Genomic DNA, 11,736 nt, shown 5'->3' on the forward strand with positions numbered 1-11,736 from the left:
TTGGGTTTTTAGGCCTTTACAACCCGGGAACAAAACACACGACACCACAAATAACTGTAGGATCTGGTGAACTCTATAAATTGGGGGCCCCGCCCGGGCACACAACTCAAGCCCGTGCGCCGGGGGTGGGGGGGGGGGTTGCGGGGTTTGCCGGGGGGGTCGAGACAGGGGGGTGGAGGGTGTTGTGTGGGGCGCGGGGGGGCGCGGGATGGTTTTTTTGGGCGGCCCCGCGGGGGGGGGGGCCCCCCCCGCCCCCGCCACTACCTCATTCCTCCGGCGAAGGCGGGTTCGACGCCAGCAGTTCCAGATGGCGCTGTTCCATTTCCTGGCGCAGCTGGCGGCGGATCTGCGCGGCGGCCTGGCGGCGCTTCTCGTCGGAGGTGGCCGGCTGCAGGGGCGGTACCGGCGTCGGCCGGCCTTCCTCGTCCACCGCCACCATCGTGAAGAAGCAGCTGTTGGCGTGGCGCACGCTGCGCTTGAGGATGTCCTCGGCCACCACCTTGATGCCGATTTCCATCGACGAGGTGCCCGTGTAGTTCACCGAGGCCAGGAAGGTGACCAGTTCGCCCACCGCGATGGGCTGGCGGAACATCACCTGGTCCACTGACAGAGTGACCACGTAGCTGCCGGCATAGCGGCTGGCGCAGGCATAGGCCACCTGGTCGAGCAGGCGCAGGATGGCGCCGCCGTGGACCTTGCCGGAGAAATTGGCCATCTCCGGCGACATCAGCACGGTCATGGACAGCTGGTGGGTTTTCAGTTCGGTCGACATGCACCGATTGTATCGGCGTGGCGTAGCTCTTGTAGAGCCGAGCCCATGCTCGGCTGCTCTTGGCGCAGGCAAAGGAAAGCCGAGCATGGGCTCGGCTCTACAAAAAGCAGAAGGGCCGCTTGCGCGGCCCTTCGTCTGTCTTACTTCAGCTTCGCGTCGGCGCGCAGGGCGGCGGCGCGGTCGGTCTTCTCCCAGGAGAAGGCCGTGGCGTTGACGGTCTCGCCTTCGCCGTTGAGGTAGCTGAATTCCTTCGGCTTGCGGCCGAAGTGGCCGTAGGCCGCGGTCTGCTGGTACATCGGGTGCACCAGGTCGAGCATCTTGATGATGCCGTACGGGCGCAGGTCGAAGTGCTTGCGGATCAGCTTCTCGATCTTGTCGTCGCTGATCTTGCCGGTGCCGAAGGTGGTGACCGAGATCGAGGTCGGCTCAGCCACGCCGATGGCGTAGGAGACCTGCACTTCGCAGCGGTCGGCCAGGCCGGCGGCAACCACGTTCTTGGCGACGTAGCGGGCCGCGTAGGCAGCCGAACGGTCGACCTTGGACGGGTCCTTGCCGGAGAAGGCGCCACCACCGTGACGGGCCCAGCCGCCGTAGGTGTCGACGATGATCTTGCGGCCGGTCAGGCCGCAGTCGCCCACCGGGCCACCGATCTCGAACTTGCCGGTCGGGTTGATGTGGAACTTGGTGCCCTTGTGCAGCCACTTGGCCGGCAGCACCGGCTTGATGATCTCTTCGCGGACGGCCTCGATGAGGTCCTTCTGCTTGATGCCCGGGGCATGCTGGGTCGACAGCACCACGGCGTCGATGGCCGAGACCACGCCGTTTTCATAGCGCAGGGTGACCTGGCTCTTGGCGTCCGGACGCAGCCACGACAGCGGCGAGTTCTTCTTCTTGCGGATCTTGGCCTGCTGCTCGACCAGGCGGTGCGACAGGTGGATCGCGGCCGGCATGTAGCTGTCGGTCTCGTTGGTGGCATAGCCGAACATCAGGCCCTGGTCGCCCGCGCCCATTTCTTCCGGCTTCTTGCGATCCACGCCCTGGGCGATGTGCGGCGACTGCTTGCCGATCAGGTTCAGCACGCCGCAGGTGGCGCCGTCGAAGCCGACGTCGGAGCTGTCGTAGCCGATGTCCGTGATGACCTTGCGGGTCAGCGCTTCCAGGTCGATCCAGGCGCTGGTGGTGATTTCACCGGCAACAATGGCAACACCGGTCTTGACCATGGTCTCGCAGGCCACGCGGGCGCGCTGGTCCTGGGTCAGGATCGCGTCCAGCACCGCATCGGAGATCTGGTCGGCAACCTTGTCCGGATGGCCTTCGGAGACCGACTCGGAGGTGAAGAGATAGCTGGACATCAGGCGTAATATCCCTTGATTCGGATGGAAAGATGGGCGCGCATGATACACGGGGTGCGCCGCCTGTGCATTGTGAACCTGTACCGGTTGCCGGTGGTTAAGCCCGCGTAGGCCCGGCAAGGGCCGTCCTGACGGGATTGGGCCCCAGCCTCGAGGCCCAGTGTTCCACCAGCGTGACAACGGGCGGGGTGGCCCGGGGGCCGGTTGCGGCCCCACCCCGGGCGGATCGACCGTCATCGTTCTGCCCCAGAACCGCCATCTGGCTGCCGTCTGCCGGGCGCAGGCTGTCGGCCAATCCGGCCGCCGGGCATGAGTGGATCTGCCATGCAGGAACTTGAACAGCGTCTCCAGCAACGCTTTCCCGATTGGTTCCATGGCCGTCGTGGCCAGCTGGCGCGGCCATTGCTGCGCAGCGTCGGGCGCTGGTCGCGGTTGGACCAGATCGAAGCTTTCCTGCAGCGCAGTGCAGGATTGCGCGGATTCGGCTTCGTTGCTGCCGGGCTGGAGTTCATCGATGGCCAGTACCAGGTGGATCCGGCCGCGCTGGCGAAGATCCCGGCCACGGGCCGCCTGCTGATTGTTGCCAATCATCCGTCCGGGGCGCTGGATGCACTGGCGCTGCTGGACGCGGTCGGCCGCATCCGCCGCGATGTTCGGATCGTGGCCAACGACCTGCTGGGAGCCATCGCGCCGCTGCAGGATCTGCTGCTGCCGGTGCGCATCCTTGGCGGCAAGGCCCAGCGTGGCAGCCTGCACGCCGTGGAGGAGGCGCTGGCGGCCGAGCAGTGCGTGATCGTATTCCCGGCTGGCGAGGTCTCACGCCTCTCGCTGCGCGGCATCCGCGACGGTCGCTGGCAGCGGGGGTTCGTGCGCTTTGCCCGCACCGCCGGTGCGCCGGTGCTGCCGGTGCGGGTGGAGGCGCGCAACTCGGCGCTGTTCTATGGCGCCTCGACCCTGTTCAAGCCGGCCGGTACCGCGCTGCTGGCGCGCGAGATGTTCACCCGCCGTGGCCGTCCGCTGCGCCTGTGCATCGGTGAGCCGATGCAGCTGGGCAAGGGCGGTGACCCGGGCGCGCAGCTGTTGGCCGTGCGCCGCGCGCTGTATGCGCTGGGCCGTAATGGGGCGGCGGGCGATGCCGCTGCTGTTGCAGGTCCGGAGCCGCTGGCGTCGCCGGTACCACCTTCGCAGGTTGCCGCCGGCATTGCCGCAGCCACCCAGCTGGGCCAGACCGCTGACGGCAAGCAGATCCTGCTGGCGACCTGCAGCGCCGATTCACCGCTGCTGCTGGAACTGGGCCGCCTGCGCGAGCTGACCTTCCGCCAGGTAGGCGAGGGCACAGGGCGCAGCCGCGACCTGGACGATTACGATCCGCGGTACGAACACATCGTGATCTGGGACGCAGCCGCGCAGCGCATCGCCGGCGCCTACCGGATCATGCGCGGCGCCCAGGCACTGGCCCGGCACGGCCTGTCCGGGCTCTACAGCGCATCGTTGTTCCGCTATTCCGACGACGCCATCACCCACATCGCCGAAGGCCTGGAACTGGGCCGCAGCTTCGTGGTGCCCGATTACTGGGGCAGCCGCAGCCTGGACTACCTATGGCAGGGCATCGGCGCCTACCTGCAGTGCCGGCCCGGCATCCGCTACCTGTTCGGTGCGGTGTCGATCAGTGCGGCGCTGCCGCGCGATGCGCGCGAGCAGCTGGTGGCGTACTACCAGCGCTACTACAGTGGCACCGCCGGTCTTGCCGAGTCGAACCGGCCGTTCCAGTACTTCGCCGCGCCGCCGAGTTTCGGCGAACTGGATGCCGGTGCTGCGTTCGATGTACTGAAAGCCAACCTGGCTGCACTCGGCACCGGCGTGCCCACGCTGTACCGCCAGTACACCGATCTGTGCGAACCGGGGGGCGCACGCTTCCTCGCCTTTGGCGTGGATCCGGACTTCAGCGATTCGATCGATGGCCTGATCGAAGTGGACCTGTGCGCGATCCGGCCGAACAAGCGCAAACGCTACCTGCGCGACGCGGGGACGCCGGCATGAGCACGCTGGCGAACCTGTCGCCACACCGGCGCGCAGTGTTCGTCTCCGACGTGCACCTGGGGTCACGTCATTGCCATGCCACCGAGCTGGCAAGGTTCCTCTCGCAGCTGCGCTGCGAACGGCTGTACCTGGTCGGCGACATCATCGACCTGTGGTGGATGGCACATCGCCGTGCCAACTGGCGGCAGTCGCACAGCGAAGTCATCCAGGCCCTGCACGCGCTGCGCCGCGCAGGCACCGAGATCATCTACATCCCCGGCAACCACGATGCCTCGCTGCGCCAGGTGTGCGGACTGATGCTGCCGGCGATGCAGGTGCGCCGCCGCGCCATCCACGTGACCGCCGATGGCCGCCGGCTGCTGGTCGCGCACGGTGACGAGTACGACGGCGTGACCCACTTCGGTGGCCTGCAGGAAAAGTTCGGTGATTGGCTGTACTACCGCATCCTTACCGGCAACCAGGCATTGAACGCGGTGCGCCGCCAGCTTGGCATGCGCTACTGGTCGCTGTCGGAGTTCCTGAAGAAGCGCAGTGGGGCGGCCGAGCGCTACATCGAGCGTTTCGTGCAGGCCGGCCTGGACGACGTGCGCCGGCGCGGCCTGGACGGCATCGTCTGCGGGCATATCCACCGCGCCGCGCTGGTGGAACGCGATGGCCTGGTCTACGCGAACGACGGCGACTGGGTGGAAAGCCTGACCGCGCTGGCCGAAGACCACGACGGCGCGCTGCGCCTGCTGGACCACAACGGCCAGACGCTGGTGGCGTTGCCGGGCGCACGCCTGTCGCAGGCGGCGTAACCCGCGTCTGTCCTCTTGTAGCGCCGAGCCCATGCTCGGCTGCCGTTGCACGCAACGAAGAGCAGCCGAGGGCTCGGCTCTACATGCACCGCCCGCAAGCCGCTAGCATCGGGCCATGGATTCCCTGACCCAGATCGTACTCGGCGGCGCCGTCGCTGCTGCCATCGCTCCGCCCGGCCATCGCCGTGCGGCCCTGCTGGCCGGTGCCGCGCTCGGCACCCTGCCGGACCTCGACGCGCTGTGGCTCGGCTTCACCGCCACCGACCCGGTGGCGAACATGGTCGAGCACCGCAGTTTCAGCCATTCGTTGCTGGTGCTACCCTGGGTGGCGGCGCTGATCTGGTGGTTGTTCAAGCGCTTTGGCAATGGCAGGGTCGCGCAGTCACCGGCGCGCTGGTTCTGGGCGATCCAGCTGGCGCTGGTGACCCACCCGGTGCTGGATGCGTTCACTGTCTACGGCACCCAGCTGTGGTGGCCGCTGCGGCCGCATCCAACCATGGGCTCCAGCGTCTTCATCATCGACCCTGCATACACGGTGTGGCTGCTGCTGGGCTGCGTGCTGGCCTGGTTCGGTCGTGCGCGCCCCTGGGTCGGCAAGGTGCTGGGGGCATCACTGCTGGTCAGCAGCGCATACCTGGGCTGGGGTCTGGTGGCCAAGGCGCAGGTCGACCGTGCCGCGCAGCAGAGCCTGGCCGCGATGGGCCTGGCCGATGCGCCGCGCTTCTCGGTGCCGATGCCGTTCAACACGCTGCTGTGGCGGGTGGTGGCGATGACGCCGAACGGCTACGTAGTGGGAGACCGCTCGCTGGTGGCCGATCATGGGCCGATGCAGTTCGAAGGCCATCCCTCCAACGTGCAGGCACTGCGCGAGGCGCAGGCGATTCCCGCGGTACAGCGCCTGCAGTGGTTCAATCGCGGCTTCATGCGTGCGCAGGTCGTTGACGGGCGCTTGGTGCTCAGTGATCTGCGCATGGGCCTGGAGCCGGATTACACCTTCAACTTCGTGGTGGCCGAGCAGGTGGACGGGCAGTGGCGGCCGATCGTGCCCGAACAGGTGCGTGCGGACTACAGCAGCCCGGGAGCACGCGCCGACGCCGGGCGCCGGCTTGCCGCGATGTGGCAGCGCATCTGGCATGAGCCGGCGGCTGCCGCGAGCGGTTCCGCGCACCCGTAGATCCGCGCCATGCGTGGATGGTGCGAACAACAGCCACGCATCGCGTGGCTCTACTGAGGAAGGCGGTTGAGCTTGATCGAACGGTTCAGTACCTGGCGCGGCACGTTGGCGATGTCAAAGCCAACGAACGCCAGCAGGAACTGCAGCCCCGAGATCAGCGCGACCATGGTGATCATGATCGTCCCTACCGGCGTGGCGACATCGGCCTGGGCCGACCGCACCCAGTGGTACATCCCGAACAGCCCCCCGAAGGCGAGCAGGCTGCTGCCGGCGATCAGCTCCAGCGACGCGATGCTGAGGTCGCGCAGGAAATAGTTGTAGGCAATGCGCTTGAGCGTGTTGCGCACGTGCTTGAAGGTGAACTCACCCAGGATGCGACCGATGCGCAGGTTGCTGGTTTCGTCGCCGTAGTGGGCATCCATCGCCACATCCTGCACGACCGCGCGCACGGTGTTCAGTCGGAACAGCATGTCGGTCTCGAAGAAATAGCGGTCGCTGACCGCCTCGAGCTTCAGGTGGCTGGCGACCTTGGCATGGATGGCGGTGTAGCCGTTGGTCGGATCGAACACCTGCCAGTACCCGGACGAAGCCTTGGTCATGAAGGACAGCAGCAGGTTGCCCAGGCGCCGCGCCGGGGGCATGCGGCGGATGTGGGTCAGGTTCCAGAATCGGTTGCCCTTGGTGTAGTCGGCATGGCCGTCGGCGATCGGCGCGACGAAGTCCATCAGCAGCGCCGGGTCCATCTGCCCATCGCCATCGACCTTCACCAGAATATCCATGCCATCTGCGATGGCCGCGCGGTACCCGGTCTTGATCGCGCCGCCGACGCCGAGGTTGTGCTGATGGAAAAGCACGGTGATGCGCGGGTCGTTCGCTTCGGCCTGGACCAGGCGGCCGCTGCCGTCGGGGCACGCATCATCCACGCAGTAGATCGCCGTTACCGCATCATCGATCGCCGCCAGCACGGACAGCACGTGGCGGGTCACTTTGTAGCAGGGGATGATCACGGCGATCCGTGCTGGCATCGATGCGGAGGGCGTGGTGGTGGTCATCGGATTCATCGGGCTGGAGTGGCCAGCAGGGGTTTTGCAGGCAGTTCCACCAGATCCCCCTGCAGCACCCGTGGCGCGTCGCCGTCAGGCGCTACGGTGATGTGGTGGTAGCGGTTGAAGGTGAAATTGAAGTCGTCGTCGGACATCGACGGGAAGTACCGGCGGAAGTAATCCATCTGTGGCAGGTACAGCACATGGTTCACGGCGGGAATGCCAACACCCGGCAGGAGGCCCCCGAACCCGCCGGGAGCCACCAGCACGCCTTCGGTCGTGGTGGCCGAGCCGCGGGCCTGCAGGGAGTGCAGGACGGCAGCGCGGTCCATCGCGAAGATCGGGCCGGCCTGCTGCACCGGATTGAACAGGCCGTTGCCCAGCAGGTTGGCCAGTGCGGCGGTAGCCAGGACCAGGCTGGCGGCATGCGCCGACAGCTTTGGGCGGCGGGCAGCAACGGCCAGCCCCGCCAGGCACAGGTAGGGAATGGCGTCGGCAGTGCTGTGCAGGCGGCTGAACTGGCCTTCACCGAACAGGAACTTGGCCAGGCTGCCGACCATCAGCAGCGCCGCCAGAAGCAGCAGGCGCCAGCGCTGCAGGCGCACGCCGCAGTGCACCAGGATCATCGCGCAGGCGATGTTGAGCAACAGGCCGAAGGCCAGCAGTGCGCGCGCGGGGGGCACCATCGACAGAGTGGTCAGCTTGCCAACCACGGCAGGCACAGGCAGGAAGATCCAGCAGGCGATGAACAGCAGCCCGGCGGCCAGGATCAGCAGGGAGCTGCGGTGGCTTTTCGCCCATTCGCGCAGCCGTGCGCCATCGGCCAGCACCAGGGTGAACAGCGGCAGCAGGCTGCCCAGCACCGCGATCTCGCAATCGTTGGACGCCTTGAACAACGGCAGCGGGGCGAACCGGTAGGTCATCAGGTTCGGGAAGAGGTGCGCGAGCAGGCTGGTCAGGCCGACACCGCCACCGGCGCTCTGGCGCTGGCCGGGGTACACCGTGTTGCGCACGATCGGGATGATGTCGTGGAAGTAGCCGACGAACACCGCCAGTGCGATCGCGCCGGCGATGGCGGCATCGACCAGACGTACTACGGTGATGGCATCGCGCCGGACCGCCAGCACCAGCACCGCCAGGGCCAGCACCGAGGAAATGATGAAAGGCGGGTAGGACACTGCGATCAGCCACGCCGCCAGTGCATAGGCGCTGGCCACGATGCGCAGCGCGCGATGGCCGATGCCCAGCCATGCCACCGCAGCCCAGGGGGCCAGCGCGAAGGCACCGGCATTGCTGGTCCACCAGACCTGCACGAACGGCGCGAAGAACAGCGTGGTCGAAACCAGCACTGCGGCTAGTGCCGGCATCCGCAGTTGGCGCAGGAGCAGGGCCCATCCGCTCAGGAAGGCCATGGCCATGAACATGAAGAAGAACGAGTAGGCATTCGCTGCAGGCAGCACGAAGAACGCCCAGTGGTACGGCTTGAACAGCAGCCCCCAGTCCAGCAGCGGCAGCGCCTGGAAGGTGCGCAGTGACTCGTGGTACGCCGAGTGCGCATTGACCTGCCCGAAGTCGTTGTTGACCGCGATCTGGATGTACGGCGTGAACACCATCCATTCGTCGGTACGGATGTAGCGGGCGGTACCGAGCAGCGGCTGCTGCGGGGCCAGGCCGAGGTACTCGTAGGCCAGCGAGTAGGAAGACGGCGTCAGTGCGAGCGCGACATACAGGATGCACAGCAGCACCATGATCCCGGCAAGCAGGCGAACCTGGCCAGGGCGAAGCCCGCCCGTCTGGCCCGGGTTCTGGGCAGGGAAAGGCGTTCGGCCGTTGTCGTTCATCATGCTCCCGCAGGTCAGGTCCATCCGCGCGCGACAGGCTCACGCACCGATGCTCTGCTGCCGCACGGGGGGGAGGCCCCGGCACGCGCCGTTCCGAGGCCGGGACTGCAGGATTCTAGCCGGTTGCCATCGCAGCCGCTGGCCGCCCTCGGGTGAGAGCAGGCCTCAATACACCGTGGCGCGGCCCTGCACGAACGAGTAGAAGAACACCGCGTTCGGGTCGTTCTGCACCAGCCGGAATTCGCGGCGCATGCCTTCCACGGTCTCCTCGTCCACCGAACCGGCCTGCAGCAGCTGGTCGGCTGCCGAGAGCAGCAGCTGCTCCCAGAACGCGATCATTGTCTTGCGACGCGCCGGTTCACGGTTGTCCAGGTGGATGGTCTTGATCTCGGTGTGCACGTCGCGGAAGCCACCGGCCAGCAGCAGGTTGCCCAGCTTGGCGCCGACGAACGGGTCGCCCCCATGGTCGTACTGGAAATCGTTGAAGGCCATCCAGTAGCGCCAGATATGCGGCGAATACGGGTCGAGCAGGAACGAGGCGTTCATCACCTCGGTGATGTAGACCGGCGACCCCGGGGCCAGCACGCGGCGCACTTCACTCAACACGCGTGCCGGTGACGGAACGTGTTCCAGCACCCAGCACAGGAACGCCGAATCGAAGCTGCGCGCCTCGAAGGGCAGTTCGCCGGCGTCAGCCTGTTGCAGGGTGTAGCGGTCGCTGCACCATGGTGTGCGCGACAGGTTCTCGCGTGCAGTCTCCAGCTGGGTCTCGCTCAGGTCCACGCCGGTCACGTGCAGTTCCGGGAAGCGGCGCAGCAGGATCTCGGTCTGCGCACCCACGCCGCTGCCGACTTCCAGCAGGCGTCGCGCGCCGCTGTAGTCGATCTGGCCGAAGATGCTCGATTCCAGCAGGCGCGCCTGGGTCATCAGGCGCTGCTGCTCGGTACCGGAGAACCCGTGCAGGTAGGTCGGGGAGGAGATCGGCGGGGTCATGACGGCGGGCTCTTGTAGCGTCGAGCTGGCTCGACTGTTCGGAAACGCGGGGCTGGCGGCTCAGGCCGCCGAAGGCAGCGCCGGTTCCCCGGCGATCAGGCGGTCGAAGTACTCGGTGGTCAGTGCGATCTGGCTCTGCGGATCTTCGGCACGGTTGACCACTGCGCGGAAAGCGGCGTTCTCTGGCCGGTCCTTGGCATACCAGCCCAGGTGCTTGCGCGCGATGCGCACGCCCTGGGGCTCGCCATAGAACGCATGCAGTGCGTGCAGGTGGCCAAGCAGGATGTCGCGTACTTCCGCCAGTGAAGGTGGTGGAAGTTCCTCGCCGGTGGCCAGGTAGTGCGCCACCTCGCGGAAGATCCACGGCCGGCCCTGCGCCGAGCGGCCGATCATCACCGCGTCCACGCCGGTTTCCTTCAGGACGTAGGCGGCCTTCTGCGGCGAATCGATATCGCCGTTGGCGATCACCGGAATGCGCAGCGCGGCCTTGATCTCGGCGATGGTGCCGTACTCGGCCTGGCCGGTGTAGTGCTGGTCGCGGGTGCGGCCATGTACGGCCAGCGCCGCGATGCCGCTGTCCTCGGCGATGCGCGCGATCAGCGGGCCATTGCGATGGTCGCAGTCCCAGCCAGTGCGGATCTTCAGCGTGACCGGCACGTCCACCGCGTTGACCACGGCCTCGAGGATGCGCGCCACCAGCTGCTCGTCGCGCATCAGTGCCGAACCGGCCCAGGCGTTGCACACCTTCTTGGCCGGGCAGCCCATGTTGATGTCGATGATCTGCGCGCCGTGGTCGACGTTGTAGCGCGCGGCCTCGGCCAGCTGCTGCGGCTCGGTGCCGGCGATCTGCACGCTGATCGGGGCCGGCTCGCCGTCATGGTCCATGCGGTGGATCGACTTGCGCGTGTTCCAGAAGCGCGGATCGCTGATGGTCATTTCCGAGGCGGCCAGCCCCGCGCCCAGCCGTTTGCACAGCAGGCGGAAGGGCTTGTCGGTGACGCCGGCCATGGGCGCCAGCACGACGTTGGGGGCAATGGTGTACGGGCCGATCTGCATGCGCCCATTGTAGGGCGCGGGCGGCGGTACGGCCGTGTCGGGCGCGGTCCGGTTCAGGCCGATCGGCACCGACCTCATGCCTTACCGGCATCAGCAGATGCTTGACGGTTGCTTCCGCCGCCCCCAAGGGCGGGCGATGGTAGGCGGCTACCCTAGGCTCTGCCAGGCCTGGCGGGTGCCCAGCGCGAAGGCCAGCCCCAGGCTGAGGCACACCAGTGAACTGACGACCCAGAAGCGCCGGCCGTTGTAGCCGGGGTGGAACAGCGCCAGCGCGAAGCCCATCGCCGCGCGCAGCAGCAACAGCAGGGTGATGCCCGACAGGACCATGCGATTGGCCGGCAGCGGCGAATGCCAGCCTGCGGCTGCGAGTGCGTACAGTGTCCAGGCCACCAGCACGGCCGTAATGCCGGCTGTCATCAGCGGCGGCCACCAGTGCCCCGCATGCGCCAGCCGGACCATGCGCTGGCCGGCACCGAAGGACCTGTACCAAGGGGCGCCAAAGGCGATGCAGCCGATATGCAGCAGGGCCGCAATGGCACTGCCGGCGGCCGCGACCAGCAACCAGGGGAATCCGTCCATCTCCTGCCCGTGCGAGGAAGCTGCGCGGATGGTGGGCGAGGGGCAGGGTGTGGGCAATGTGACAGGCGGTCGCAGGGGCTGGGAAACGG

At 67.2% G+C, this 11,736-nt stretch carries 10 protein-coding genes; 3 read left to right on the forward strand and 7 right to left on the reverse strand.

The genetic code is table 11. The features are described from left to right. Positions 1 to 265 precede the first annotated feature (265 nt). Both QRO91_RS00955 and metK read right to left on the reverse strand, forming a co-directional pair. Positions 266 to 772, reverse strand: a complete 507-nt coding sequence (locus QRO91_RS00955) for an acyl-CoA thioesterase (RefSeq protein ID WP_005415314.1) — start codon at positions 770 to 772, stop codon at positions 266 to 268. 140 nt (positions 773 to 912) lie between these two features. Further along, positions 913 to 2,124, reverse strand: coding sequence for a methionine adenosyltransferase (gene metK / locus QRO91_RS00960; protein ID WP_010481882.1), 1,212 nt, complete (start codon positions 2,122 to 2,124; stop codon positions 913 to 915). Positions 2,125 to 2,448: 324 nt separating this feature from the next. Here metK and QRO91_RS00965 point away from each other — a divergent pair, with 324 nt between their 5' ends. The 3 genes from QRO91_RS00965 (at position 2,449) to QRO91_RS00975 (ending at position 6,135) form a co-directional block, all read left to right on the forward strand. Further along, positions 2,449 to 4,164, forward strand: a complete 1,716-nt coding sequence (locus tag QRO91_RS00965) for a lysophospholipid acyltransferase family protein (RefSeq protein ID WP_285310192.1) — start codon at positions 2,449 to 2,451, stop codon at positions 4,162 to 4,164. Further along, positions 4,161 to 4,961 (forward strand): UDP-2,3-diacylglucosamine diphosphatase, encoded by an 801-nt coding sequence (locus tag QRO91_RS00970; protein ID WP_049428879.1) that lies wholly within the window; start codon positions 4,161 to 4,163, stop codon positions 4,959 to 4,961. Before QRO91_RS00965 ends, QRO91_RS00970 begins: the two co-directional genes overlap by 4 nt. Before the next feature lie 115 nt (positions 4,962 to 5,076). Next, a complete protein-coding gene (locus tag QRO91_RS00975) occupies positions 5,077 to 6,135 on the forward strand; it encodes a metal-dependent hydrolase (RefSeq protein ID WP_197633530.1) in 1,059 nt (352 codons plus the stop codon). Positions 6,136 to 6,185: 50 nt separating this feature from the next. On the opposite strand, the gene QRO91_RS00980 is transcribed toward QRO91_RS00975, so the two are convergent. The 5 genes from QRO91_RS00980 to QRO91_RS01000 all read right to left on the reverse strand — a co-directional run bounded on the left by QRO91_RS00980 (position 6,186) and on the right by QRO91_RS01000 (position 11,647). Beyond that, positions 6,186 to 7,196: a glycosyltransferase family 2 protein gene (locus QRO91_RS00980; RefSeq protein ID WP_049428876.1), complete on the reverse strand. Its 1,011-nt coding sequence runs from the start codon at positions 7,194 to 7,196 to the stop codon at positions 6,186 to 6,188. Next, complete coding sequence (locus QRO91_RS00985) at positions 7,193 to 9,019, reverse strand: hypothetical protein (RefSeq protein ID WP_285310193.1); 1,827 nt, start codon at positions 9,017 to 9,019, stop codon at positions 7,193 to 7,195. Before QRO91_RS00985 ends, QRO91_RS00980 begins: the two co-directional genes overlap by 4 nt. A gap of 165 nt (positions 9,020 to 9,184) precedes the next feature. Beyond that, positions 9,185 to 10,012 carry a class I SAM-dependent methyltransferase gene (locus QRO91_RS00990; protein ID WP_049428873.1) on the reverse strand — a complete coding sequence of 276 codons (828 nt, stop codon included), beginning with the start codon at positions 10,010 to 10,012 and terminating at the stop codon, positions 9,185 to 9,187. A 60-nt stretch (positions 10,013 to 10,072) separates the two neighbouring features. Then, the gene (dusB, locus tag QRO91_RS00995; protein ID WP_049428920.1) at positions 10,073 to 11,068 is read right to left on the reverse strand and encodes a tRNA dihydrouridine synthase DusB; all 996 of its coding nucleotides are present in this window, start codon (positions 11,066 to 11,068) and stop codon (positions 10,073 to 10,075) included. A 147-nt stretch (positions 11,069 to 11,215) separates the two neighbouring features. Then, on the reverse strand, positions 11,216 to 11,647 hold the full coding sequence (locus tag QRO91_RS01000) for a hypothetical protein (RefSeq protein WP_049428872.1): 432 nt from the start codon (positions 11,645 to 11,647) through the stop codon (positions 11,216 to 11,218). Positions 11,648 to 11,736: the final 89 nt, after the last annotated feature.

This window comes from Stenotrophomonas maltophilia group sp. Smal32 (genome assembly GCF_030237085.1).
Classification (GTDB): Bacteria; Pseudomonadota; Gammaproteobacteria; order Xanthomonadales; family Xanthomonadaceae; genus Stenotrophomonas; species Stenotrophomonas maltophilia_Q.

Excerpts from the sequence above, each read along its gene's own strand:
- QRO91_RS00955 (WP_005415314.1), bottom strand. The coding sequence starts at position 772 with ATGTCGACCGAACTGAAAACCCACCAGCTGTCCATGACCGTGCTGATG.
- metK (WP_010481882.1), bottom strand. The coding sequence starts at position 2,124 with ATGTCCAGCTATCTCTTCACCTCCGAGTCGGTCTCCGAAGGCCATCCG.
- QRO91_RS00965 (WP_285310192.1), top strand. The coding sequence starts at position 2,449 with ATGCAGGAACTTGAACAGCGTCTCCAGCAACGCTTTCCCGATTGGTTC.
- QRO91_RS00970 (WP_049428879.1), top strand. The coding sequence starts at position 4,161 with ATGAGCACGCTGGCGAACCTGTCGCCACACCGGCGCGCAGTGTTCGTC.
- QRO91_RS00975 (WP_197633530.1), top strand. The coding sequence starts at position 5,077 with ATGGATTCCCTGACCCAGATCGTACTCGGCGGCGCCGTCGCTGCTGCC.
- QRO91_RS00980 (WP_049428876.1), bottom strand. The coding sequence starts at position 7,196 with ATGAATCCGATGACCACCACCACGCCCTCCGCATCGATGCCAGCACGG.
- QRO91_RS00985 (WP_285310193.1), bottom strand. The coding sequence starts at position 9,019 with ATGAACGACAACGGCCGAACGCCTTTCCCTGCCCAGAACCCGGGCCAG.
- QRO91_RS00990 (WP_049428873.1), bottom strand. The coding sequence starts at position 10,012 with ATGACCCCGCCGATCTCCTCCCCGACCTACCTGCACGGGTTCTCCGGT.
- dusB (WP_049428920.1), bottom strand. The coding sequence starts at position 11,068 with ATGCAGATCGGCCCGTACACCATTGCCCCCAACGTCGTGCTGGCGCCC.
- QRO91_RS01000 (WP_049428872.1), bottom strand. The coding sequence starts at position 11,647 with ATGGACGGATTCCCCTGGTTGCTGGTCGCGGCCGCCGGCAGTGCCATT.